This window comes from Streptomyces sp. NPDC030183 (assembly GCF_055573455.1).
In genome coordinates, this window is sequence record NZ_JBVIBK010000002.1 from 170373 (window position 1) to 195250 (window position 24878).

Genomic DNA, 24878 nt, shown 5'->3' on the forward strand with positions numbered 1-24878 from the left:
CACGACCCTGCCAGCCCACCATCGCAAGGGAGCACGCATGGCAACCCGTGCCGTCGCCGCTCGTCGTTCGCCCGCCACCGGCGGGAGCGACGCGGCAAGCAGCGTTCGCGCCTCTGGCGGCGAGATCGCCGACCGCGACCTGGTCGGCATGTACCTCGACGAGATCGCGCGCACACCGCTGCTCGACGCCGCCAAGGAAGTCGAGCTGTCCCAGATCATCGAGGCAGGTGTGTTCGCGCAGCAGATCCTCGACGGCGAGGAGGAGGCGAGGGCGGACGCCACCCGTGAGGAGCTGGAGGCCCTCGTCGCCGACAGTGAGCGGGCCAAGGACATCTTCATCCGGTCGAACCTCCGACTCGTCGTGGCCGTCGCCCGGCGGTACCCGCGCAGCGGTCTGCCCCTGCTCGACCTCATCCAGGAGGGCAACGCGGGCCTGGTCCGCGCGGTCGAGAAGTTCGACTACCGCAAGGGCTTCAAGTTCTCGACGTACGCCACCTGGTGGATCCGTCAGGCCATCACCCGCTCCATAGCCGACCAGTCGCGCACCATCCGGCTGCCCGTCCACCTGGTCGAGGAGCTGGGCCGGATCCGGCGGGTGCAGCGCGAGTTCAACCGGGAGCACGGGCGCGACCCCGAGCCCCAGGAGATCGCCGCGGAGCTGGGCTCCACCCCGGAGCGCGTCAGCGACGTCCTCGACTGGGCCCGCGACCCGGTCTCCCTGAACATGTCGGTGGACGACGAGGGCGAGACCCAGTTCGGCGACCTGCTGGAGGACACCTCCGCCGTCTCGCCCGAGCAGTCCGTGCTGACCCTGCTGCGCAGCGAGGAGCTCGACAGTCTCATCGGGCGGCTCGACCAGCGCACGGCCTCCATCATCAAGATGCGGTACGGCATCGAGGACGGCCGCGAGCGCACGCTCACCGAGGTCGGCAAGGAGCACGGGCTCACCCGTGAGCGGATCCGCCAGATCGAGAAGCACGCGCTGCTCGAACTGAAGAAGCTCGCGCGCGACACGGGCTTCGACGCGGCGGCCTGACCCGCCCGGCCGGGCCACGACGCGGCGGCCCGATCACGACGGCCGCCGCGCCCCGCCCCGCCCGTCCGCCCCCACCGCCCGCAGCCGGGACAGGCCCGGTCCCCGATGGCCCGGCGCCCCCTTCCGGTCGGCGGTCGCGCGTACCCCCGCCCCCCGTACCGGTGCGCCCGCCCCGCCCGTCCCTCCACCGCCGGCCCGGTCCCGGATGGCCCGGCGCCCCCTTCCGGCCGGCGGTCGCGCGTACCCCCCGCCCCCCCCGTACCGGTGCGCCCGCCCGGTCCGTCCGTGTCCGTCCCGCCCGAGGTCCGCCGGTGCGCCCGCCCGGTCCGTCCGGTGTCCGTCCGGCCCGAGGTCCGGCCGTGCGCCCGCCCGGCCCCACTCCGGCCCTACGTCCGCCGGTTCGACGGCCCGGTCCCTGTCCGATCCGACGTCCGCCGGTTCGACCGCCCGGTGCACGTCCGGCCCGCCGCGCTGATCGTGCCCCGGCGCACGGCCGTACGTCGGCCATCGGCCACACCTTGGCCGTACTACGTCGCTTCAACCCCCCGTTCCCGGGGCACAAGACTTGCGGGCCCACGACTCCACCGGGCCCGGAGCCGAACGGCCCGGGACCCGGAGACACAAGTTCCGGGAGCCGGGGGCGCCAGAGGTCACCTCGCCACCGAGGTCACCTCACCACCACCGAAGCCAACTGAAGCCGAGTCCCGACGCTCTCCCCCCAGTGCCGGGACTCCTCGCAGCCGGGCTTCGGCGCCTCCCCCCCCCGGCGCCGGAGCCCGGCTCCTTTTCCGCCGCGTCACCCGTCGGCTCGCTCGCCGCCCGTGTCACCCGTCCCCCGGCCCGCCCGCCGCTCGCGTCAGTCGTGCGCCCAACTCCCTCACGTACGCCGCCAGTTCCGGCGGTTCCTGGACCGTGAACTCGCAGCCCAGTACGGCGAGCCGTACCGCGAGCCACTCCACGGAGTCGCGGGCCGAGGCCCGCAACCGGCAGCTGTGCTCGTCGACAGGCTCGGGCGTGCCGAACCAGGCCGGCAACTTCGCCGCGACGACCTCCCGCGGCGCGGCGAACGTCACCTCGAACGTGTACGTCTCCTGCCGGCGGTGCATCGACTGCTTCAGATACTCCGCCGCGTTCCCCGTCGGCAGCTCGCGGGGCGCGAACCGGGCGCCGGTGGCGAAGGGGTCCTGAACGCGGTCGACGCGGAAGGTGCGCCAGTCGGCGCGGTCGAGGTCGTAGGCGACCAGGTACCAGCGACGGCCGGTGGAGACCAGCCGGTACGGCTCGCAGTGGCGCCGTGAGTCCGCGCCCTCGCCGGAACGGTAGGCGAAGCGGAGCCGCTCGTGGCCCGCCACCGCCGACGCCATCACGGTCAGCGTCTCCGGCGCCACCGTCGCCCCGTCACCGACGGTCAGGAGGGTGGTGGCGGCCTGGAGCGTGGACACCCGGTGCCGCAGCCGCGAGGGCAGTACCTGCTCCAGCTTGGCCAGCGCCCGCACGCTGGCCTCGTCCACGCCCTCCACGGCGTGTCCGGCCCCGGCCCGCAGGCCCACCGCGATCGCCACGGCCTCCTCGTCGTCCAGCACCAGCGGGGGCATGGCCTTCCCCGCCACCAGCCGGTAACCGCCGTCCGCACCCATGGACGCCTGCACGGGATAGCCCAGCTCCCGCAGCCGGTCGATGTCCCGCCGGACCGTCCGCCGGGACACCCCCAGCCGGTCGGCCAGCTCACCGCCGGGCCACTCACGGGGCGTCTGGAGCAGGGAGAGGAGCTGGAGCAGCCGGGCCGGGGTGTCTGTCGTCATGAGTTCGAGGATGCCGCACCACTAGGACACGATCTGACCTACTGGGGTCCTACCTTCATGACATGACCTCAACCACGAACGCCCTGAAGGGGCGCGACACCCGTACGGCGCCCGACGTGTCCTCCGCGTCGTCCGAGGGCGCCGACCGCAGGCGGTGGATCGCCCTCGCCATCGTCATGACCGCCGCCTTCATGGACCTCGTGGACGTCACGATCGTCAACATCGCGATCCCCTCCATCCAGCGGGGCGAGGCGGCCACGGTCAGCCAGATCCAGTGGATCACCGCCGGTTACGCCCTCGCCTTCGCCGCCGGGCTCGTCACCGGCGGCCGGCTCGGCGACATCCACGGGCGCCGGCGGATCTTCCTCCTCGGCATCGGCGGTTTCACCGTCGCCTCCGCGCTCTGCGGCCTCGCCGCGAACCCGGAGATGCTCGTCGCCGCGCGGATCGCGCAGGGCGCGACGGCCGCGCTGATGGTGCCGCAGGTGCTGTCGATCGTCCACGCCACCTTCCCCGCGCACGAACGCGGCAAGGTGTTCGGGCTGTTCGGCGCGATCGTCGGCCTCGGCGCCGTCTCCGGCCCGCTGCTCGGCGCCCTCCTCATCGAGTGGAACCCGCTCGGCCTCGAATGGCGCGCGATCTTCCTGATCAACCTTCCGGTCGGCGTCGCCGGCCTCGTCCTGGGCCGCCGCTTCATCAGCGAGTCCAAGGCCCCGCACGCCCTCAAGCTGGACCTCGTCGGCGTCGCCCTCGTCACCGGCGGTCTGCTGATGCTGCTCTACCCGCTCACCCGCGGCCACGAGCTGGACTGGCCGCTGTGGGGGTACGCCCTGATGGCGGGCTCGCTGGTGGTGTTCGCGGCGCTGGTGGCGTACGAGCGGCGCAAGGCGGCGCGCGACGGCTCGCCGCTGATCGAACTGTCGCTGTTCAAGGTGAAGAGCTTCGCGGCCGGTATCGCCGTGCAGACCGTGTTCGGCATCGCGCTCGGTGTGTTCTTCCTGGTCTGGACCCTCTACCTCCAGACCGGCCTCGGCTGGAGCGTCCTGAAGGCGGGCCTGACGGGCGTCCCGTTCTCCGTCTCCGTCTCGGTCGCGGCCGGCATGTCGGTCCAGAAGCTCGTCCCGCGCTTCGGCCGCAAGGTCCTCCAGGCGGGCGCGCTGCTGATGGCGGCCGGTGTGCTGCTCTACCTGTGGGAGTCCGAGCGGTACGGCCTCGCCATCACCCCGTGGCAGATGGCGCTCCCGCTGATCGTGATGGGCGCGGGCATGGGGCTCATCGTCGCCCCGCTGACCGACGCGATCCTCTCCGGGGTGCCGCGTGAGCACGCCGGTTCCGCGTCCGGCCTGATCAGCACGGTGCAGCAGATGGGCAACGCGCTCGGTCTCGGCCTGGTGGCCGTGGTCTTCTTCGGCGCCATGGACGACCACCTCCTTCCCGCCGAGATCCGCCCGGCCTTCGTCAACGCCTTCGAGTACGCCCTCGGCTGGGTGGCCGCGGTGCTCGTCGCGATCTTCCTGCTGATGTTCGCCCTCCCGGCCCGCCCCGGGACCGCGGACGGAGAGGCTCAGGAGGGTGAGGCCCAGGCCGAGGCCGAGGCCGAGGCCGAGGCCGAGGTCGAGCCCGGAGGCGAAGCGGCGGAGCGCGAGCCGCAGTTGGCCCACTGACCGACGAGGACGACGACCGCCGCTGAGCGGTGACGACGGCCCGGCACTCCCATGGGTGCCGGGCCGTCGTGCTGTTCCCGAGCGAGCGAGGGACCGGTGTCGACGGCGCAGCCCCTGGCCCCGTTTGTGTCCGAGTCATGCCCGGACCTGTTTACTTTTCGGACATCCGGGCGTAGCCTCCGAGCGAAACCACAGAATCGGGCATCAGTCGGAGGCGAACGGACATGTATGCACCGGAGCGGCAGCAGGAGATCCTCCGGCTCGCCCGCGACGGCGGCCGGGTGGACGTGGTGTCGCTGGCGGAGGAGTTCCAGGTCACGGCCGAGACCATCCGGCGCGATCTGAAGGCCCTGGACCGCGCCGGCCTCGTCCAGCGGGTGCACGGCGGTGCCATCCCCGTGGGACGACTGGACTTCGAGCCCGACCTCTCCGAACGCGAGGGCACCGCCGCCGACGAGAAGGACCGCATCGCGCAGGCCGCCCTCGCCGAACTGCCGGTCGACGGCACCGTCGTCCTCGACGCCGGTACGACCGTCGCCCGCCTCGCCGCCGCCATCCCGCTGGAGGCCACGCTCACCGCGGTCACGCACAGCCTGCCGATCGCTGCCCGCCTCGCCGACCACCCCGGCATCCAGCTCCACCTGGTCGGCGGCCGCGTCCGCCACCGCACCCGCGCCGCCGTGGACGCCTGGGCGCTGCGCGCCTACGGCGAGATCCGCGCCGACGTGCTCTTCGTGGCGGCCAACGGCTTCTCCACCGACCGCGGTCTGACCACCCCCGACCTCGCCGAGGCCGCGGTGAAGCGGGCCGCGATCGCCGCCGCCCGCCGGGTGGTGCTGCTCGCCGACTCCTCCAAGTGCGGTCAGGAGCACTTCGCCCGCTTCGGCGCCCTGAGCGACGTCGACCTGCTGATCACCGACACCGGCCTCAGCCCCGAGGACGCCCTCGCCATCGAACGCGACGGCACCGAAGTCCTGCGCGTCCCGGGCACGAGCACGGGGAAAGACCGCGCATGATCCTCACCGTCACCCCCAACCCGTCCCTCGACCGCACCTACGAGGTCCCCTCCCTCGACCGCGGCGAAGTCATCCGGGCCACCGGCGAACGCATGGACCCGGGCGGCAAGGGCGTCAACGTCTCCCGCGCGGTCGCCGCCGCCGGACAGCGCACCGTGGCCGTCCTGCCGCTGGGCGGCGCGCCCGGCGCCCTGGTCGCGGACCTGCTCGACGCGCAGGGCATCGAGGTGGCGCGGGTTCCCGTGGCCGGGGCGACCCGCTCCAACATCGCCCTCGCCGAGGCGGACGGCGTCCTCACCAAGATCAACGCACCGGGCCCGGAACTCTCCGCCGCCGAGCGGGAACTGCTCCTGGAGACCGTCCGCGCCCAGTCCGCCCACGCCTCCTGGATCGCCTGCTGCGGCAGCCTCCCGCGCGGCCTCGCCCCCTCCTGGTACGCCGAACTCGTCGCCCGTGCGCATGCCGCGGGCGCCCGGATCGCCCTGGACACCTCCGGCCCGGCCCTGCTCGCCGCGCTCCGCGAACGGCCCGACGTGGTCAAGCCCAACGCCGAGGAACTCGCCGAAGCCGTGGGCCGCCCGCTCGCCACCGTCGGCGACGCCGTCAAGGCCGCGGAGGAGCTGCGGGAGATGGGCGCCGGCGCGGTCCTGGCCAGCCTCGGCGCCGACGGGCAGGTCCTCGTGAACGCCTCCGGTGCCTGGTTCGGCAGCGCCCGCGTCGACGTCGTCCGCAGCAACGTCGGCGCCGGCGACTCCTCCCTCGCCGGCTTCCTCGTCGCCGGTGGCGACGGCTCCGACGCCCTCGCCTCCGCCGTCGCCCACGGAGCCGCCGCCGTCCAGCTCCCCGGCAGTGTCATGCCGACCCCGGCCGACCTCGACCCCTCCGCGGTGACGGTGACGGCCGAGGTGCCGGTGGACCGCGTCCTGAAGGAGCCGGTGTCATGAGCGTGGTCCTGCCGCTCCCGGCGGCGTCGAGCCGTGACGGAATCGGGTTATCGTCCGCCACTCCACTCCCTCTCCCCACCCTCCTCCCTCTCCCCACCCCCCACACTTCCGTCCCCACCCCCGCCCACCGCACCCCCCGGGCGATACGCGTGCGAAGGAGCCCGCGATGAGCGAGATGATCACCGCGGACCTGGTCGACCTCGACCTGTCCGCCGAGACGAAGGAAGCGGCGGCGCGTGCCCTCGCCGAGCGCATGGTGGCCAAGGGCCGGGTCACCGACCTGGACGGCTTCCTCGCCGACGTGGCCGCCCGCGAGGCGCAGATGCCGACCGGTCTCGACGGCGGCATCGGCATCCCCCACTGCCGTAGCGAGCACGTCACCGAGCCCACCCTGGCCTTCGGGCGCAGCGCCACCGGTATCGACTTCGGTGCCGCCGACGGCCCCGCCGACCTGATCTTCCTGATCGCCGCCCCGGCGGGCGCGGACGACGCCCACCTCACGATCCTCTCCTCCCTCGCCCGTCAGCTCATGAACGCCGAGTTCACCGACGCCCTGCGCGCGGTGGACGACGCGGCCCGCGCCGCCGCCCTCATCCGGGGCGACGCGGAGACCGAGGGCACCGATGACTCCGCGGCGGCGTCGGGCGGAACGGCCTCCCCCGACGCCGCCGCGGGCAGCACCACCCAGGCGGCGACGACCACGTCCACGGCGGCGCCCGTGGCCTCGCCCGAGCCCGAGCCCGAGCCGCAGGCGCCCGTGGCCTCGCCCGAGCCCGAGCCGCAGGCGCCCGCGGCCTCTCCCGAGCCCGCCCCCGCCGGCCGCCCCTTCCGGATCGTCGCCGTCACCTCCTGCCCCACCGGCATCGCGCACACCTACATGGCCGCCGAGTCGCTGGAGAACGCGGGCCGGGACGCCGACGGCGTCGAGATCGTCGTCGAGACTCAGGGCTCGGCCGGCTTCACCCGGCTCGACCCGGCGGTCATCGCCGCCGCCGACGGCGTGATCTTCGCCCATGACGTCCCCGTACGGGAGAAGGAGCGGTTCGCCGGGAAGCCCACCGTGGACACCGGTGTGAAGGCCGCCATCAACCGCCCCGCCGAACTGATCGCCGAGGTCCGCGGCAAGGCCGAGCGTGGCGAGGTCACCGCCGCCGCCCGCCCCGGCACCCCCGTGGAACGCGCGGGCGAACCCGGCGAGGGCTACGGCACCAAGCTGCGCAAGTGGCTGATGACGGGCGTGAGCTACATGGTTCCGTTCGTCGCGGCGGGCGGTCTGCTGATCGCCCTCGGCTTCGCGATCGGCGGCTACCAGATCAACGAGGCCAAGTCGGTCACCGAGCACTTCGACTGGGGCCAGGTCGACAGCTGGGGCGCCCTGCTCTTCCAGATCGGTGCCGCCGCCTTCGGCTTCCTCGTCCCGGTCCTCGCCGGGTACATCGCCTACGGCATGGCCGACCGGCCCGGTCTCGTGCCCGGTTTCGTCGGCGGCGCGATCTCCGTGACGATCGGCGCGGGCTTCCTCGGCGGTCTCGTCGCCGGTCTGATCGCCGGTGGTGTGGTCCTCGCGATCCAGCGGATCGAGATCCCGCGGGTGCTGCGCGGCATCATGCCGGTGGTGGTGATCCCGCTGGTGTCGACGGCGGTGGTCGGATTCCTGATGTTCGTGGTGATCGGCAAGCCGATCTCCGAGGCGCAGAAGGGTCTGACCGACTGGCTGAACGGCCTCTCCGGCACCAACGCCGTCCTCCTCGGTGTCCTGCTCGGCCTGATGATGTGCTTCGACCTCGGCGGCCCGGTCAACAAGGTGGCCTACGCCTTCGCCACCGCCGGTATCGCCGTCCAGGACCCCAGCGACTCCGCGATGAAGATCATGGCCGCGGTCATGGCCGCCGGCATGGTCCCGCCGCTCGGCATGGCCCTGGCCACCACCGTCCGCAAGAAGCTGTTCACCAGCGCCGAACGCGAGAACGGCAAGGCGGCCTGGGTGCTGGGCGCCTCGTTCATCTCCGAGGGCGCCATCCCGTTCGCGGCGGCCGACCCGCTGCGCGTCATCCCGGCCTCCATGGCGGGCGGCGCGGTCACCGGCGCGCTGACCATGGCCTTCGGTTCGACCCTGCGCGCCCCGCACGGCGGCATCTGGGTCACCTTCCTGATCGGCAACCCGTTCCTGTACCTGCTGGCCATCGCGGTCGGTACGGCGGTCACGGCCGGCCTGGTCATCGTCCTGAAGGGCATGCGCAAGACCGGGCCGGGCGCGGCCGCCGAGGCCGCTCCCGCCGCCGAGACGCAGACGAAGGAGCCGGTCGCGGCCTGAGCCCCGCGACCTTCCGCCGGCCGCAGTCCCCTCGGGGGCTGCGGCCGGTCGCGTTCGGCCGCGAGCCCGGTGAGCCCCGTGCGCCCCATTGGGCGCCTTTACGACCCCTGTGACTTGTACGCCGTACCTGCGAGATACGTCACCATCCGGGCTCAAAGTCCCGTCTGGTGGTGTCTACTGGAGGGCATGCCTGAGCACGTGTCGATCCTCCAGTTGGTGGGCGTGGCCACCCTCGCCGTCGCGGCGGTCATCTGGGTCGCCGTGCTGGCCCGCGTTCTGCGCCGGGACGGCGAGGCGCATCGCGCCCGCTTCAGGGAGTTGGCCCGGCGCCGTGGTGGGCGCCTTCGCGGCCTGCCCCACCAGCGCCGCAAGGGCCCGCACGTCGAGCATGTGGAGCTGACCCCGGCCGAACAGGACGCCTTCGCGTTCCTGGCCCGCCAGTTCAGCGATGACCGCATGGCCTGAACGACCGCACGGCCTGAACAACCGCGTCCGGCCCGTCACGGCCGGGGCCGACGCCGGCCGCGGCGGCCCTACCCGAGTAACCCCGCCCGGCGCTCCATCGCGTCCCGGGCCGCGTCCTCCGTCGTGTAGACCTCGCACATATGGCGACCGTCCGGGGTGGCCGTGTGCTCCACCTCCCACAGGGAGATCTCCTGCCCGTCCGTGAGCAGGAACGCGTGCTCGTACAGCGAGAAGCTCAACCCGGGCCGACTGCCCCGGCGGGACCGGTCGGGGCGGCCGAATGCCTGGGTGATCTCGTGCGCGAACGCGGTCCGCAGCAGCAGGGTGGCGATCTCGTCGCCCGGAGGGTCAGGGTTCTCCGCCCGCCGCAGCAGCCGCCGCGCATGGTCCGCGGAGTCGTCCGGTGTGTACGCGTGGCGCGGTTCGGGGAACGCCGCCAGCTCCACGATCGCGGGCAGTTCGAAGTCCGGGGCGTCCGGGGGTAGCGGCAGCCGCGCGGTGGCGGCCCGCAACTCCTCCTCGTCCGTGTACACCTCGTGCTGGGTGTCACTGCCGGGTGTCGTGTTGTGCACCAGCTCCCACAGGGTGACCGCGGAGCCGTCGGCGAGCAGCCACGTGTGCCGGTACGTCGCCCGGTGCAGCCCCGAGCTGTAGTGCGCGGAGTGCAGTGAGCTGTCGTGCGCGAGGGCGCAGTCGAGCTGCCGCAGCGTCTCGTCGGGCAGTTCGAAGGAGTTCAGGGCGCGGCCGAGGAGCCGCGCGAGGTGCTCCTCCGGAGACTCGGGCGACTCGGCTGGTTCGTACGCTGCCGTCTCGTACGGAACGCTCAAGGTTTCTCCCGGCGTTGCTGCATGTCACCTTGTGGGTGCATACCGTAGCCCCTCGGTCGGACATCATGTCCGGGAACCGAGAAAACGTACGCACCCAAAACGACCGGGCCGCGCGGTTGGTTCCCGCGCGGCCCGGCGAACTCCCTGACGGAGCCTCGGAACTCCGAGGTCAGAGGACGCTTCCGGCCTTCCAGTCGCTCCACGACATGTTCCAGCCGTTGAGGCCGTTGTCCGGCGCGACCGTGTCGTCGGGGGAGTTCTTGACGATCACCACGTCACCGGTGAGCGAGTTGTCGAAGAACCACTTGGCGATCGTGTCGCCGTTCGCGCCCCGGACGTCCGCCAGGCCGACGCAGCCGTGGCTGGTGCCCTGCCGGCCGAAGGGCGGGTTGCCCCGGTTGTACCAGTAGTTGCCGTGGAGGAAGGTGCCCGACGAGGTCAGGCGCATCGCGTGCGGCACGTCAGGGATGTCGTACTCCCCGCCGAAGCCGACCGTCGAGCCGTTCATCCGCGTCTGCTTGAACTTCTCCGAGATCACCATCTGCCCGTTGTACGTCGGGTTGTCGGCGCTGCCTGCCGAGATCGGCACGGTCTTGATCGTCTTGCCGTCCCGAACGACCTTCATCGTCTGGGTGTTGACGTCGACCGTGGAGACCTGCGAGCGCCCGACGGTGAAGGTCACCGTCTTGTCCTGCACCCCGTACAGCCCGTTCGCGCCCTCGACGCCGTCCAGGTCGATCTTCATCGTGACCTTGGAACCGGCCTTCCAGTACTCCTCGGGCCGGAAGTCGAGCCGCTGCGCCCCGAACCAGTGCCCGACGACCTCCTGCCCGCTGCTCGACGTCACCTTGATGTGCGACTGCACGGCCTTCTTGTCCGTGATCGCCTTGTCGAACGTGAACGACACCGGCATGCCCACGCCGACCGTGGTCCCGCTGTCCGGCGTGTAGGTGCCTATGAAGCTGTTGGCGGTCGAGACGGTCGTGAAGATGGAGTTGGCGGCCGACGTCTTCCCCGCCCCGTTCTTCGCCGTCGCGGAGATCTGGTACTTCGTGCCCCGCTCCAACTGCCCCTTCGGCTTCCATGAACGCCCGTCGGCCGCGATCTCGCCCGGAACCTCCGTGCCGGCCTCCGTCGCGGTCATCTTCACCTCGGTCAGCTTGCCGCCGCTGACCTTCACACCGGTCGAGTTGATCGACGCGCCCGTCGAACCGTCCTTCGCCGAGATCGTGATCCGCGCCGCCGAGTCCTCGGCCGACGTCTTCTTGTCGCCCCCGCCCTTGTTGTCGGCCTGGGCGTCCCCGCCACAGCCGGTCAGGGTCAGCGCGCCGGCCACCAGCACGGCACAGGCCCCCATCACACGCCGCACAGCAATCTTCGGCCTCGTCACGATCTGCTCCACCTTCTACGCGTCCACGTGATCTACGTCATCCGCTCCCGTACGCGGAGAAAGAGCGACCGGCGGCCGAGAGGGTTCCCCACTTCCGCCCCGCACGGCATCACGTGACAGAACCGGGACAATCACCCTCCCGCGCGAACGCGAACCTCTACGCTCCCCTCACCACCCTGTCCCGGTACGCCCGCCACGCCTCGAACGACGACCGCCCCGACTCCGCGGTGAGAAAGCCCCCCGACCCGGTCTCGACGGCCCTCGCCCCCAACACGTCCGTCACCGCCAGCGCCGCGCGCACCGCCCCCTCCCCACCGCCGTGGAAGATCAGCCCGACGCCGGTGACCGGAGTGTCATCGGCTGCGGTGGTCGTGGTGGAGAGCGAGAACCCCGGTCCCTCGTACTCTCCCCACCCGTCCTCCCCGAACGTGATCCCCGGCAACACCCCGGCCAGGGCCGCCCGGACCTCCCGCCCCGTGCCGATGACCGGCGGCTCCCAGCCGGCCTCGATGTCGGCCGGTGACCCGGCCTCGGGCGGGAACCGATAGACGTAGACATCCCAACTCATGGCCGCAACCTGGCCACCCCCACTGCCAATCCGGCCGACCGCCCTCCGCGACGGTGCTCCCACCTCCCACCCGCGGACGCCCCCTACGCCTACTCGCTCCCGTACAACTCCCCGTACGACGGCCACGTCCCGCCCGGGCCATCCACCGACTCGGCCGCCCGCACCGCCCGGACGATCGCCCGCGTCACCAAGTCCGCGCTCGCCGCCAGGAGTTCGTTCAGGGCGAGTGGACCGGAGTCCGGGGCGAGCGGGCGGGCGCCGGTGGCCAGGGTGAGCACCGTGTCGCCGTCGTTCAGCAGATGCACGGGCCGCACCGCGCGGGCGATGCCGTCGTGCGCCGTGCCGGCCAGCTTCTGGGCCTGCGCGCGGGTCAGTTCGGCGTCGGTCGCGACGACCGCCAACGTCGTGTTCAGCGGGGGAGGCGGGCTCTTCGCCGCGGCCTCGGCGATCCTGCGGCGCGCCCCCTCGTGCACCTCCGCCGCCGGATACACCACCCGCCCCTGGAACAACTCCCCGTACAACACCCCCGTCTCCGGATCCATCACCGACCCCGCGGCATTGGCCACCACCAGCGCGGCCACCGTGATCCCCGAGCCGAGCACGGTGCTCGCGGTGCCCACACCGCCCTTCAGCAGCCCGACCGTCGCCCCCGTCCCGGCGCCCACGCACCCCTCCGCCACCGGGGCACCCAGCCCGCTCGCGGCCGCAGCCTCCACCGCGGCCCGGCCGGTCGCCGCGTCCGGTCTGGCCCGGAAGTCGCCGCCCCGGCCCAGGTCGAAGACACAGGCCGCCGGCACGACCGGCACGACATGCGCCGGATCGGGGCCGACCCGCACCCCGCGCCGACGCTCCTCCAGCCAGGCCATCACACCCGACGCCGAGTCCAGCCCGTACGCGCTGCCGCCGGTCAGCACCACCGCCTCGACCTTCTGCACCAGGTTGCGCGGGTCGAGCGCGTCCGTCTCCTTGGTGCCGGGCCCGCCACCGCGCACATCCACGGCCGCCACCGCCCCGCCCTCCGGAGCCAGGACGACGGTGGTACCGGTCAGCCACCCGCCACCGGCCCGGGTCGCGTGCCCGACCCGCAGCCCGAGCACATCGGTGAGGGCGTCCACGGGACGGGGGCGGTCGCCGGTGCGGTGTATGCCAGGGGTCTCAGATGTCATGCGTGTCCTCGTCCGCAACCAGGGGCGCGGGATCGTCGGTGGCCGTGCGGCCCGGCCGTGGCTCGGGTGTCCTCACCGCCGGTCCGGCGCGGCCGTCCTCGCCCCCTCCGCACCGGCCGCGCGTGCGCTGAGAGTCACTCCGATCGCCACCGTCCCGGCCGCCACGAGCCCCGCCGCCAGGACCGCCCAGCGACCCAGGAACGTGCACAGCACCACCGCCAGCGCGGCCAGCGGCAGCACGGCCTGCTGGGCTCTGCCCACCTTGGAGTGGCGGGCGTGCAGCGCCCACACCGAGAGGAGGTACAGCGCCGTCGGCAGCGTCACCGCGGCGGCCGCCGCCGGCGTCGAGAGGTGCGCCTTGTGGACCGCCTCCTCCACCGCGACCTCCAGACCGGCGCCGATCGCGGCCGCCGACGCGAAGATCAGATAGTGGCCGTAACCCCACAGGAAGCTCTCCTTGTTGGAGCGCAGATGGCCGTGGATCGGCACCGTGAAGTAGATCCACCACGCGGAGAACACGATCAGCAGCCCGCCCAGGGCGATCGGCAGCAGCTCGCCCAGCGCGTCGTTCTCGTCCGCGGCCGACTTCACGGCGACCGTGGCGGCCAGGATCGTCTCGCCGAGCACGATGATGGTGAACAGGCCGTACCGCTCGGCGATGTGATGCGGATGCCAGGACGTGCTGAAGTCCTTCTCCGCGTACACCGGGACGCACAGCTCCACGACCGCCATCCCCAGGAACAGCCACGGTCTGGCCGGTTCCGGCAGGACGAGCAGACCCAGCCAGCCGACCTGGCACAGCGCCACGCCGGCCGCGTACCGCAGGGCCATGACCCGTTCGCCGCCCTCCGCCGACCGGGCCACCCGCAGCCACTGCGCGGTCATCGCCAGCCGCATGATCGCGTAACCGAGCCAGACCAGCAGGAAGTCGTGGTCCTCGAAGGCTCGGGCGATCCCCGCGGCGAGCACCAGCACACCGAATATCTGGACGAGGGTCACGACCCGGTAGAGCACGTCGTCGTTGTCGTACGCCGAGGCGAACCAGGTGAAGTTCATCCAGGCCCACCAGATCGCGAAGAACACCATCGCGTAGTCGACGATGCCCTCGGTCACATGCGCCTCGGCGACGGCGTGCACCAGTTGGACGCCCGCCTGGGCGACTGCGACGACGAAGCACAGGTCGAAGAAGAGCTCCAGCGGTGACGCGACGCGGTGCTCCTCCCCGCGCCCCCGGGCGACGAGCCGGCGCAACGGGGGCCGGCCGGTCCCGGCGGGGGAGACGGATGCCGGGGCCGGGGCAGAGCCGGGGCCGGGGCCGGGTTCCCGCGCTGGGGGCGTCGCGGGCGTGGAACTGGACGTCATGGCGCCAAGCACACCAGAAAACCCGGGGGAATTCTCGCTCGGATGTTCATGAGTGCGTGTGCGGGCCGGGAGAGTGCGCCCAGAGGTCGGGGGACTGCCCTGGGGCTGTTCACCCCCGCGCCCGTACCCTGGAGGCATGAGTAACGCTCCCGCCCCCGAACCGCGTGACCCCAAGGCCGCGCTGGTCTTCGACGACCCGCTCAGCCGGCCCTCGTCCGACGACACGGACCACGGCTGGGGCGAGCGGCCCGGCGACGGCGGCGACAGCGCGGCCGACCTCAAGCGGTTCCTCGACGAGAAGCCGCCCCACCACCTCTGACACCGCCGGGCGGACGCCGCCGCCCGTGGGGTCACTCGCGGTCGTGGCCCGAGCCGCGCTGCGCCACCAGGGCGTCGCGGATCTCCTTGAGGACCTCCAGCTCCGTCACCTCGATGACCTCGTGGGTGCCCTCCTTCGCCTTCCGGCGGGCCTCCTGCCGGGCCAGGTACTTGGCCATGGGCAGGACCATCAGGAAGTAGACGACGGCCGCGGTGATGACGAAGGTCAGCGTGGCACCGAGCACCGAACCCCAGGCGATCTGGATGCCGCTCGTCACGGTGCCGTCCTTGGCGACCACACAAGGGGCCTTCAGACAGCTGGCGTAGCTGTCGAGGTTCTTGGTGCCGAACGCCCCCACCAAGGGGTTGATGATGCCCTTCACCACGGAGTTGACGATGTTCGTGAAGGCCGCGCCGATGACCACGGCGACGGCCAGGTCGACGACGTTCCCCCGCATCAGGAAGGCCTTGAAGCCCTCCCAGACGCTCGGCTCCTTCTTCTCGCTCACCACGGGGCCTCTCTGCGCTGGTTGTGGAGCAAACGACTCCGCAACCTACGCCAGCGCCCACTCCGACTGTCCCATGGGGTCCCACCAACGAGGGACTTGACCTGAGAGCAGGATCCGGGTGCCTCACCACAGGGTCACCGCCAGGCGGGAGGTCGCGCCCGCACCGGCCAGGCGGGCCGCCGTGGAGCGGGGCACGGACAGAACGATCAGGGCGCCGCTCTCCGTGGCGCTCGCCGCCGGAACCTTGGTGACGCGGGCGCCCCGCGCGACCACCCGGGCGTCGGCGCGGCCGGTGGCGGACTCCTCCGCGGCGATCACGTCGACGCGGTCGCCGGGGCGCAGCAGCCGTACTGTCGCGCCGTCGGCGATGCGTACCGGTGCGGTGACCGTGCCGGTGGTGGTCCGCCGCTCGGGGACGGGGTCGGCCACCGGGTGCCCCCTGACGCGTTCCGCCTCCCTCGGTCCGGCTCCGGTCGCCAGCAGGGCGGCGGCGGTCACCGCCAGGCCGGCCGCCACGGCTCGCCGCCGGCACCGGGCGAGGCGCCGCAGCCGCTGGGCGCCGCCGGGCACCCGCAGCGGGGCGAAGTGCGGGACCTCGCAGGTGGGCGGCGCGTCGGTGCCGGGCGGCCCGGCGGCCCAGGAGGGAACCCCCACCGAGGCCGAGCGGGGCGAGTGCGCGGAGGAGTACGTGGACGAAGGGAGGGACATGGGGCACCACCTGCTGTGTGGGATCGGCTTGCGGTCCCACGATGAGGCTTCGCCGCCGAGCCCGCCGGAGCCTGTGGATCATCCACCGCCTGTGGAAAACCCCGTCACCCGAACGAGGCGTTCCAACAGCGCCCCCTCGCCTTCAACCTCAGCCGCGCCCCAGCTTCAGCCCCCGCCCCGGTCTCCAACCCGATCGGACTTCGACCCGCCCCGGTCTTCGACCCGCTCCGGTCTTCGACCCGCCCCGGTCTTCGACCCGCGCGCCAGTCTTCAGCCAGCGCCCCGATCACAGCCCGCGCCCCCAACCCCAGCCGTCCCCCCAACCCCAGCCGACAGCCCCCCAACCCCAGCCGACAGCCGTCCCCCCAACCCCAGCCGCGCCCCCGGCCCCCGCCACCCCCGTCACGGCAGCTCGAACCCGGGGTCCATTCCGCCCAGCCCCGTCGTGCACAGGCAGTCGCGCGTGTCGGTCGGCGGCAGTGCGGTGATCGTGTCGAAGAGGACGCCGCGGAGGCGGTCGATGTTCGCGGCGAAGACCTCCAGGACCTCCTCGTGGGAGACGCCCTCGCCGGTCTCGGCGCCGGCGTCGAGGTCGGTGACGAGGGTCAGGGACGTGTAGCAGAGCTCCAGCTCGCGGGCGAGGATCGCCTCGGGGTGGCCGGTCATGCCGACGACGGACCAGCCCTGGGCCTGGTGCCAGAGGGACTCGGCGCGGGTGGAGAAGCGGGGGCCCTCGACGACGACGAGCGTGCCGCCGTCCACCGGCTCCCAGTCACGGCCGCGGGCCGCTTCGAGGGCCGCCTTGCGCCCGGCGGGGCAGTACGGGTCGGCGAGCGAGACGTGGACGACGTTCGGGATCGTGCCGTCGGGACGGGGCAGGCCGTCGAAGTAGGTCTGCTCCCGGGACTTCGTGCGGTCCACCAGCTGGTCCGGCACCAGGAGCGTGCCGGGCCCGTAGTCGGGGCGCAGCCCGCCCACCGCGCACGGGCCGAGCACCTGGCGCGCCCCCACCGACCGCAGCGCCCACAGGTTGGCGCGGTAGTTGATCCGGTGCGGCGGCAGATGGTGGTCGCGGCCGTGGCGCGGGAGGAAGGCGACCCGGCGGCCGGCGACCTCGCCGAGGAAGAGCGAGTCGCTCGGCGGCCCGTAGGGGGTGTCCACCTGTATCTCGGTCACGTCGTCGAGGAAGGAGTAGAACCCCGACCCGCCGATGACACCGATCTCTGCTCGGCCGGACCCCGGCTCTCCCGCCGACGTGGCCACCGCGTTACCCAGTTGCTCCGTGTTCGCCATGCCCGCACCCTAACCGGGCAGGGGGACGCCGAAGACCCTGCCGTCGGCGAACGACGGCAGGGCCCGGAAGGAGGCACCGCGCGAGTACCGCGCGCGTACTACGCGGCGGAGGTGCTGCTGGAGCTGCTGGTCGAGGACGAGCCGGAGGACGACGACTTCGCGTCGGACGACGACGTCGAGGACGCGGCCTTCGAGTCCGAGGAGGACGACGACTTCGACGACGCCGGGCTGCTGCTCGACGACGAGCCGCGGCTGTCGTTGCGGTAGAAGCCGGAGCCCTTGAAGACGATGCCGACCGCGGAGAACACCTTCTTGAGGCGGCCGTTGCAGCTGGGGCACTCGGTCAGGGCGTCGTCGGTGAACTTCTGCACCGCTTCGAGGCCCTCACCGCATTCGGTGCACTGGTACTGGTACGTCGGCACTGGTCTTCCTCCTGGCACTCTCACTCGATGAGTGCTAACGACGGTCCATAGTGACCTATTCCCCCGCCGTCAGTCCACTGTCACCGGCACTCGGTGACCGACGACACGTGCGACGGTACGGCTCCGGGGCCGTGCCACCAGCCGTGACCGCAGCGCCAGCAGGGTCACCAGTGCCAGTGCCGTACCGGCCATCGGCACCAGGAACCCGGCGCCGCCCCACAGCCGGTCCTCCAGCTGTCCGGCGGCCGTGACGGCGGCCGCCTGACCGAGCGCGACCGCGCCGGTCAGCCAGGTGAACGCCTCCGTGCGGGCGCCCGCCGGGACCAGGCTCTCGACGAGGGTGTAGCCGGTGATCAGCGCGGGCGCGATGCACATGCCGACCAGGAGCCCCAGGGCGGCGAGCAGGATCACCGAGTCGGCGGTCCACAGGGCGGAGGCCACGAGCGCGAGGGCGGCGTACCCGGCGATCAGGCGTCGCCGGGGGGACGCCTTCCAGGCGATCGCGCCGCAGACGATGCCGGAGAGCATGTTGCCGGCGGCGAAGACGCCGTAGAGGACGCCGTTCATGCCGGGTTGGCCGATCGACTCGCTGAAGGCGGCGAGCGAGACCTGCATACCTCCGAAGACGGAACCGATGCCCAGGAAGGCGACGATCAGGACGCGCACACCGGGGACGGACAGCGCGGAGACGTGCTCCACGCGCGCGTGGGACGCGGGTACGACCGTGGGCTGTGTGCCCCGCTGCGCGGCGAACAGCAGTCCGCCGATCAGCGTGAGCGTGGCCTCGGTGACCAGACCGGCGGCCGGGTGCACGGCCGTGCACAGCGCGGTCGCCAGCAGCGGGCCGAGCACGAAGGTCAGCTCGTCCGTGACGGACTCGAAGGCCGCCGCCGTGGACATCAGGGGCGAGTCCCCCAGCCTGACGCCCCAGCGGGCCCGCACCATGGGCCCGATCTGCGGCACCGAGGCACCGGTCGGCACGGCGGCCGCGAACAGCGCCCACAGGGGGGCGTGGGCGAGCGCCAGCGCCGTCAGGGAGAGGGCCGCCGCGCCGTGGACGAGGATGCCCGGAAGCAGGACCGCGCGCTGGCCGTAGCGGTCGGCGAGCCGGCCGCTGTACGGGGCGAACAGCGCCATGGAGACACCGGTCACGGCGGCGACGGCGCCCGCCGCCCCGTACGAACCGGTGGTGTGCTGCACCAGCAGCACGATGGAGAGGGTCAGCATCGCGAACGGCTGGCGTGCCGCGAAGCCGGGGAGGAGAAACGTCCAGGCGCCGCGGGTGCGCAGCAGCTGCCCGTATCCCGGGCGGGACGTCTTCGAGGTGACCGTGGATGCCACGGCCCGTGCCTTTCCGCCGCCTGGTAGCGCGGCCCCCAGGTCGCGGGGGCCGGGCGCCGAGAGCTGTCCTCTTGCGCTACTGCGGTAGATGCCGACGCCCACGGAAGGGGGCGATCCGGCCGCCATACGGTCGCGCCAGCTCTGCGTCAGGCAGAGTTGGTCCGATCAAGTGCGCCTTCATCGTACAGGGCGAACCGGCGGCTCACCTGTGAAAATGAGCACTTTCGGCGGCCGGACCTCCGAATCAGGACGGTGTGAACGGTTCGAAATCTGTTCTCAACGCCCCGTCGAGCGACCGGATCGGCCGCCGCCGCCACCGGCGTTGCCGTTGCCGTTGCCGTTTCCCGTGCCCAGCCATCCGGCCAGCTTGCCGCCCTGGCCCACGGCCCGCAGGCGGCGCTCCGCGCTGTCGCGGACGGGGTCGGTGGCGACGACGAGGAGCTCGTCCCCGCGGCGCAGCACCGTGGACGGCAGCGGCACGAAGGACGTGCCGTCGCGGACGACGAGGGTGACGGCCGAGCCCTTGGGCAGCCGCAGCTCGTTGACCTCGACGCCGTGCATCCGGGACTTCTCCGGGATGGCGACCGACAGCAGGTGGCCGCGCAGCCGCTCCAGGGGCGCCGACTCGATGCCGAGGTCGGCGGCCTCGTCACCGCTGCCGCCGAGCCGCAGCTTGCGGGCCAGCCAGGGCAGGGTCGGGCCCTGGACCAGGGTGTAGACCACGACCAGCACGAAGACGATGTTGAATATCCGGCGGCTGCCCTCGACGCCGTTCACCATGGGGATGGTCGCCAGGATGATGGGCACAGCGCCGCGCAGCCCGGCCCATGACAGCAGTGCCTGCTCCCGCCAGGGCACCCGGAACGGCACCAGGGCGACGACGACGCTGAGCGGACGCGCCACCATGGTGAGCACCAGGCCGATGACGAGCGCGGGCCAGATGTCGTCGACCATCTCGTGCGGGGTGACGAGCAGGCCGAGCAGGACGAACATCCCGATCTGGGCGATCCAGCCGACGCCCTCGGCGAAGCCTCGGGTGGCGGGCCAGTGCGGCAGCTTGGAGTTGCCGAGCACCATGGCGGCCAGGTAGACGGCGAGGAAGCCGCTGCCGTGGGCGAGCGCGCCGGCCGCGTAGGCGGCTACGGCGATGGCCATGACGGCGATCGGGTAGAGACCGGAGGCGGGCAGGGCCACGTGCCGCAGGCCCCACGAGCCGAGCCAGCCCACCGCGAGGCCGATGGCGGCGCCGATCGCCAGCTCCAGGGCTATCGTGCCGATCAGTACGTACCAGTGCTCCACCGGTCCTGCCGTGGAGAGCGCGGCGACGAGGATGACCACCGGGGCGTCGTTGAAGCCGGACTCGGCCTCCAGCGTGCCCGTCACGCGCGCGGGGAGGGGGATCTTGCGCAGCACGGAGAAGACGGCCGCCGCGTCCGTGGAGGACACGACCGCGCCGATGATGAGCGACTGCCGCCACTCCAGCCCGATCAGGTAGTGCGCGCCCGCCGCCGTCACCCCGACGCTCACCGCGACCCCGACCAGCGCCAGTGTGCTGGCGGCCGACAGGGCCGGCTTGATCTCCTTCCACTTCGTGCCGAGGCCGCCCTCCGCGAGGATCACGACGAGGGCCGCGTAGCCGATGACCTGGGTCAGTTCGGCGTTGTCGAAGTGGATGTCCCCGATGCCGTCCTGGCCCATGGCGATGCCGATGCCCAGGTAGACGAGCAGGCTGGGGAGCCCGCTGCGCGACGAGATCCGGACCGCGGCGACGGCGACCAGGAGGACGAGCGAGCAGACGAGCAGGAGCTGGTTGAGGTCATGGACAGTCAGAGGGTCGTACCTTTCTCGCCGAACCGCACGTGGTTCCAGGTGGTGGGCTGCCGAGCACCTGAAGCGGGCACGTGCGCGTGAGGGCATACGAAGCCGATCACGGGAACCGTGCTGCCGGGGTTACTTCAGTGCAAGTACTTCGTTACCTTACCTAACTCTTGACGATTTCTTGACGCTTCCGAGTGCATGATCGAACGTCCGTCTGCGCCAGTTCCCGACTCCGCGTCAAGTCGTGTCGGGCCCTGCGCCTATGGTTGCTCCAGCGTTCAGTACAAAGCACAGCCCGACCTGCCGCTCGTGTTAGGACAGCAAGGACAGCGATGCCCCCCAACACCACCGCCTCCTCCGGCCAGCAGTCCGGCAAGTCCGGCAGGAAGAAGGGGCGCAAAGTACGCCTTCTGCTGATCGTCCTGGTCCTGGCCCTCATCGGCGGCGTCGGCTTCGGGGCGTTCTGGTCCATCAGCACGGTCCGCGCCTCGTTCCCGCAGACCAAGGGCTCCATAACCCTGGAGGGCCTGTCCGGCCCGGTCGACGTCAAACGCGACGGCTACGGGATCCCGCAGATCTACGCCTCCACCGACGAGGACCTGTTCATGGCGCAGGGCTACGTCCAGGCGCAGGACCGGTTCTACGAGATGGACGTGCGCCGCCACATGACGGCCGGCCGCCTCTCGGAGATGTTCGGCGAGGGCCAGGTCGACAACGACGAGTTCCTGCGCACCCTCGGCTGGCACCGCGTCGCCGAGGAGGAGTACAAGTCCACGATCTCGGCCGAGACGAAGAAGTACCTCGACGCGTACGCCAAGGGGGTCAACGCCTACCTCGCCGGCAAGGACGGGGACGAGATCTCCCTGGAGTACGCGGCCCTCGGCTTCGCCAACGACTACAAGCCCGAGCAGTGGACCCCGGTCGACTCCCTGGCCTGGCTGAAGGCCATGGCCTGGGACCTGCGCGGCAACATGCAGGACGAGATCGACCGCGCCCTGATGACGAGCCGCCTCGGCCCCAAGCAGATCGCCGACCTGTACCCGCAGTACCCGTACGACCGCAACAAGGCGATCGTCCAGGAGGGCACGTACGACGAGCTCACCAAGACCTGGACCGACGGCTCGGGGACCTCGCAGAACGCCGGTGGCGCCACGCAGGGCACGGGCGGCACGGGCACCGGCACAGGCACGGGCGCCGGTGGCACGGGCGGCACGGGCACCGGCACCGCGGGCACCTCCGCGGGCACGTCCTCCGGCTCCTCGGCCGTCCAGACCCAGCTGACGGGCCTCTACGAGGTCCTGGAGGACCTGCCCGAGGCCGTCGGCGTGAACGGCAACGGCATCGGCTCCAACTCCTGGGTCGTCGCCGGCAGCCACACCATCACCGGCAAGCCGCTGCTCGCCAACGACCCGCACCTGTCGGCCTCGCTGCCGTCCGTCTGGTACCAGATGGGCCTGCACTGCAAGTCGGTCTCGCAGAAGTGCCAGTACGACGTCGCCGGCTACACCTTCGCCGGGATGCCCGGCGTGGTCATCGGCCACAACCGGGACATCTCCTGGGGCATGACCAACTCCGGCGTCGACGTCACCGACCTGTACCTGGAGAAGCTCACCGGCGACGGCTACCAGTACGGCAGCAAGGTGCTGCCCTTCGAGTCCCGCGAGGAGACCATCCAGGTCGCCGGCGGCTCCGACAAGAAGATCGTCGTCCGCACCACCAACAACGGGCCCCTGCTGTCCGACCGCAGCAGCGAACTCGTCCAGGTCGGCAAGAAGGCCACCGTCGACCGGGACGCCCCGGACCGCGGTGACGGCTACGGCATCGCCCTGCGCTGGACCGCGCTGGAGCCCGGCACCACCATGGACGCCGTCTTCGCCATGAACAAGGCCGCCGACTGGAACGGCTTCCGCAAGGCCGCCGCCCTGTTCGACGTGCCCTCGCAGAACCTGATCTACGCCGACACCAAGGGCCACATCGGCTACCAGCTGCCCGGCAAGATCCCCACCCGCGGCAAGGGCGACGGCTCGATCCCCGCGCCGGGCTGGGACACGAGGTACCGCTGGAACGGCTACATCGACCAGGACGAACTGCCCTACGAGTACGACCCGAAGCGCGGCTACATCGTCACCGCCAACCAGGCCGTCGTCGACAAGAAGTACCCCTACACCCTCACCACCGACTGGGGCTACGGCACGCGCGCGCAGCGCATCACCAGCCTGATCGAGTCGAAGATCAAGGGCGGCGGGAAGATCTCCACCGAGGACATGCGCCAGATGCAGATGGACAACAGCAGCGAGATCGCCAAGCTGCTGGTGCCGCTGCTGCTGAAGATCGACGTCAAGGACAAGCACGTCCGCGAGGCGCAGAAGCTCCTGGAGGGCTGGGACTACACCCAGGACGCCGACTCGGCGGCCGCCGCGTACTTCAACTCGGTCTGGCGCAACATCCTCAAGCTCGCCTTCGGCAACAAGCTGCCCAAGGAGCTGCGGGTCAAGGGCCAGTGCCTGTCGGTCGAGCCGGTCGACAGTACCGGGCCCGCCGACGAGGACCGCCGGGTCCGCGAGTGCGGCAGGCGCGACGCCGACCAGGCGCAGCCGGACGGCGGCGACCGCTGGTTCGAGGTGGTCCGCCGGATCATCGACGACCAGGACAACGACTGGTGGTCCACGCCGAAGCTGCGCAACCAGGACGCCGCCGACACCCGCGACGAGCTGTTCGCGCGGGCCATGCGCGACGCCCGCTGGGAGCTGACCGCCAAGCTCGGCAAGGACATCGACACCTGGAGCTGGGGCCGGCTGCACCGGCTGTTCCTGAAGAACCAGACGCTCGGCACCGAAGGCCCCGGCTTCCTGAAGTACATGCTCAACCGCGGCCCCTGGAAGCTCGGCGGCGGCGAGGCCACGGTCAACGCCACCGGCTGGAACGCGGCGGGCGGCTACGAGGTCGTGTGGGTGCCGTCGATGCGGATGATCGTGAACCTCGGGAACCTCGACAAGTCCAAGTGGATCAACCTCACCGGCGCGTCCGGGCACGCGTACAACGCGCACTACACCGACCAGACCGGCAAGTGGGTCAAGGGCGAACTGCTCACCTGGTCCTTCTCGGACAAGGCCGTCCAGGGAAGCACGAGCGACACGCTGCTGCTGAAGCCGTGACCGGCTGACCGAGCGGAACAGAAGAGCGGCCCCCACGCACGCGTGGGGGCCGCTTCTTCATGTCAGGTCATCGGAAGCGGCGCACCCCCGAAGGGGTCACCGCCGCGTGCACCGGGCGGTCGTGGGGCTCCTCCGGGACCCGGTCCACGACCTCCGTGTCGTACAGCAGCACCACCAGCGCCGGGTCGGCCCCCGCGCGCTCCAGTCGGGCGAGGACACGGTCGTAGGAGCCGCCGCCCCTGCCCAGCCGCATCCCGCGCGCGTCCACCGCGAGCCCGGGCAGGAGGACCACGTCGGCGGTGGTCACGGCGTCGGGGCCGAGGTGCTCGCCGGTGGGCTCCAGGAGGGCCATGCGACCGCCGCCGTGCCGCACGCGCGCGAGGGAGCCCTCGCCCTCGTACACGCCCCAGTCGAGGTCGTTGTCCGGCAGAAGGGCCGGAAGCAGGACGCGCGCCCCGCGTGCGCGGAGCGCGTCGAGGAGCGCGAGGGTGCCGGGTTCGCGCCCTACGGAGACATACGCCGCGACCGTGCGCGCGTGCGCCAGCTCGGGCAGGTCGAGGGCCCGACCGGCCAGGGCCTGGGCCGTTTTCCTGACGTCATCGTCCGTCAACCCGTTCCTCACCGCGAGGAGCTCTCTGCGCAACGTTCGCTTGGGAGGCTCCGCTTCGCGACCCATCTGACTCACAGGTTGCCCCAGTACCCTTCTAATCTGCTCATATGAGAGCGAATTAACCGGAGCCACAGAATCTTCCTAAAGGCA

Annotated in this window: 21 protein-coding genes; 8 read left to right on the forward strand and 13 right to left on the reverse strand. The window is 71.9% G+C overall.

All coding sequences use genetic code 11. The features are described 5' to 3' along the window. Window positions 1-37: 37 nt before the first annotated feature. Complete coding sequence (locus tag ACZ4Z2_RS03625) at window positions 38-1036, forward strand: sigma-70 family RNA polymerase sigma factor (RefSeq protein ID WP_468071942.1); 999 nt, start codon at window positions 38-40, stop codon at window positions 1034-1036. An 824-nt stretch (window positions 1037-1860) separates the two neighbouring features. Here ACZ4Z2_RS03625 and ACZ4Z2_RS03630 read toward each other — a convergent pair. Then, window positions 1861-2838: a helix-turn-helix transcriptional regulator gene (locus tag ACZ4Z2_RS03630; RefSeq protein WP_468071944.1), complete on the reverse strand. Its 978-nt coding sequence runs from the start codon at window positions 2836-2838 to the stop codon at window positions 1861-1863. Window positions 2839-2900: 62 nt separating this feature from the next. On the opposite strand from ACZ4Z2_RS03630, the gene ACZ4Z2_RS03635 reads away from it, so the two are divergent. The 5 genes from ACZ4Z2_RS03635 (at window position 2901) to ACZ4Z2_RS03655 (ending at window position 9241) form a co-directional block, all read left to right on the forward strand. Continuing rightward, entirely contained in the window at window positions 2901-4502 is a 1602-nt protein-coding gene (locus tag ACZ4Z2_RS03635; RefSeq protein ID WP_468071946.1) for an MFS transporter, read from the forward strand. 224 nt (window positions 4503-4726) lie between these two features. After that, window positions 4727-5518 carry a DeoR/GlpR family DNA-binding transcription regulator gene (locus tag ACZ4Z2_RS03640; RefSeq protein ID WP_468071948.1) on the forward strand — a complete coding sequence of 264 codons (792 nt, stop codon included), beginning with the start codon at window positions 4727-4729 and terminating at the stop codon, window positions 5516-5518. Next, window positions 5515-6462 carry a 1-phosphofructokinase gene (gene pfkB / locus ACZ4Z2_RS03645; protein WP_468071950.1) on the forward strand — a complete coding sequence of 316 codons (948 nt, stop codon included), beginning with the start codon at window positions 5515-5517 and terminating at the stop codon, window positions 6460-6462. The genes ACZ4Z2_RS03640 and pfkB overlap by 4 nt, the downstream gene beginning before the upstream one ends. Before the next feature lie 166 nt (window positions 6463-6628). Then, entirely contained in the window at window positions 6629-8776 is a 2148-nt protein-coding gene (locus ACZ4Z2_RS03650) for a PTS fructose transporter subunit IIABC (protein WP_468071952.1), read from the forward strand. Window positions 8777-8962: 186 nt separating this feature from the next. Continuing rightward, window positions 8963-9241, forward strand: coding sequence for a hypothetical protein (locus ACZ4Z2_RS03655; protein ID WP_468071954.1), 279 nt, complete (start codon window positions 8963-8965; stop codon window positions 9239-9241). Between the two features lie 68 nt (window positions 9242-9309). Here the strand turns inward: ACZ4Z2_RS03655 and ACZ4Z2_RS03660 are convergent, their stop codons facing one another. The 5 genes from ACZ4Z2_RS03660 to ACZ4Z2_RS03680 all read right to left on the reverse strand — a co-directional run bounded on the left by ACZ4Z2_RS03660 (window position 9310) and on the right by ACZ4Z2_RS03680 (window position 14554). Beyond that, window positions 9310-10068, reverse strand: coding sequence for a DUF6227 family protein (locus tag ACZ4Z2_RS03660; RefSeq protein WP_468071955.1), 759 nt, complete (start codon window positions 10066-10068; stop codon window positions 9310-9312). Between the two features lie 169 nt (window positions 10069-10237). Further along, the gene (locus ACZ4Z2_RS03665) at window positions 10238-11458 is read right to left on the reverse strand and encodes a L,D-transpeptidase (RefSeq protein ID WP_468071957.1); all 1221 of its coding nucleotides are present in this window, start codon (window positions 11456-11458) and stop codon (window positions 10238-10240) included. Window positions 11459-11615: 157 nt separating this feature from the next. After that, window positions 11616-12026 carry a hypothetical protein gene (locus ACZ4Z2_RS03670; protein WP_468071959.1) on the reverse strand — a complete coding sequence of 137 codons (411 nt, stop codon included), beginning with the start codon at window positions 12024-12026 and terminating at the stop codon, window positions 11616-11618. 89 nt (window positions 12027-12115) lie between these two features. Then, window positions 12116-13192, reverse strand: a complete 1077-nt coding sequence (locus ACZ4Z2_RS03675; protein WP_468071961.1) for a P1 family peptidase — start codon at window positions 13190-13192, stop codon at window positions 12116-12118. A gap of 72 nt (window positions 13193-13264) precedes the next feature. Beyond that, window positions 13265-14554 carry a low temperature requirement protein A gene (locus tag ACZ4Z2_RS03680; protein ID WP_468071963.1) on the reverse strand — a complete coding sequence of 430 codons (1290 nt, stop codon included), beginning with the start codon at window positions 14552-14554 and terminating at the stop codon, window positions 13265-13267. A 136-nt stretch (window positions 14555-14690) separates the two neighbouring features. On the opposite strand from ACZ4Z2_RS03680, the gene ACZ4Z2_RS03685 reads away from it, so the two are divergent. Beyond that, entirely contained in the window at window positions 14691-14873 is a 183-nt protein-coding gene (locus ACZ4Z2_RS03685; protein WP_468071964.1) for a hypothetical protein, read from the forward strand. 31 nt (window positions 14874-14904) lie between these two features. Here the strand turns inward: ACZ4Z2_RS03685 and mscL are convergent, their stop codons facing one another. From mscL to ACZ4Z2_RS03715, 6 genes are all read right to left on the reverse strand, one after another. Further along, window positions 14905-15381, reverse strand: a complete 477-nt coding sequence (mscL, locus tag ACZ4Z2_RS03690; RefSeq protein ID WP_468071966.1) for a large conductance mechanosensitive channel protein MscL — start codon at window positions 15379-15381, stop codon at window positions 14905-14907. Window positions 15382-15504: 123 nt separating this feature from the next. Then, window positions 15505-16089 carry a hypothetical protein gene (locus tag ACZ4Z2_RS03695; RefSeq protein WP_468071968.1) on the reverse strand — a complete coding sequence of 195 codons (585 nt, stop codon included), beginning with the start codon at window positions 16087-16089 and terminating at the stop codon, window positions 15505-15507. A 402-nt stretch (window positions 16090-16491) separates the two neighbouring features. Continuing rightward, window positions 16492-17382, reverse strand: coding sequence for an S-methyl-5'-thioadenosine phosphorylase (locus ACZ4Z2_RS03700; protein ID WP_468071970.1), 891 nt, complete (start codon window positions 17380-17382; stop codon window positions 16492-16494). A 98-nt stretch (window positions 17383-17480) separates the two neighbouring features. Next, window positions 17481-17804: an FmdB family zinc ribbon protein gene (locus ACZ4Z2_RS03705; RefSeq protein WP_468071971.1), complete on the reverse strand. Its 324-nt coding sequence runs from the start codon at window positions 17802-17804 to the stop codon at window positions 17481-17483. Between the two features lie 69 nt (window positions 17805-17873). Then, complete coding sequence (locus ACZ4Z2_RS03710) at window positions 17874-19145, reverse strand: MFS transporter (RefSeq protein WP_468071973.1); 1272 nt, start codon at window positions 19143-19145, stop codon at window positions 17874-17876. A gap of 276 nt (window positions 19146-19421) precedes the next feature. Then, complete coding sequence (locus ACZ4Z2_RS03715; protein WP_468071975.1) at window positions 19422-21062, reverse strand: potassium/proton antiporter; 1641 nt, start codon at window positions 21060-21062, stop codon at window positions 19422-19424. 233 nt (window positions 21063-21295) lie between these two features. Between ACZ4Z2_RS03715 and ACZ4Z2_RS03720 the strand changes: the two genes are divergently transcribed. Continuing rightward, window positions 21296-24118, forward strand: a complete 2823-nt coding sequence (locus ACZ4Z2_RS03720) for a penicillin acylase family protein (RefSeq protein ID WP_468071977.1) — start codon at window positions 21296-21298, stop codon at window positions 24116-24118. Between the two features lie 67 nt (window positions 24119-24185). Here ACZ4Z2_RS03720 and ACZ4Z2_RS03725 read toward each other — a convergent pair whose 3' ends face one another. Beyond that, the gene (locus ACZ4Z2_RS03725; RefSeq protein ID WP_468071979.1) at window positions 24186-24794 is read right to left on the reverse strand and encodes a 5-formyltetrahydrofolate cyclo-ligase; all 609 of its coding nucleotides are present in this window, start codon (window positions 24792-24794) and stop codon (window positions 24186-24188) included. Between the last annotated feature and the right edge of the window lie 84 nt (window positions 24795-24878).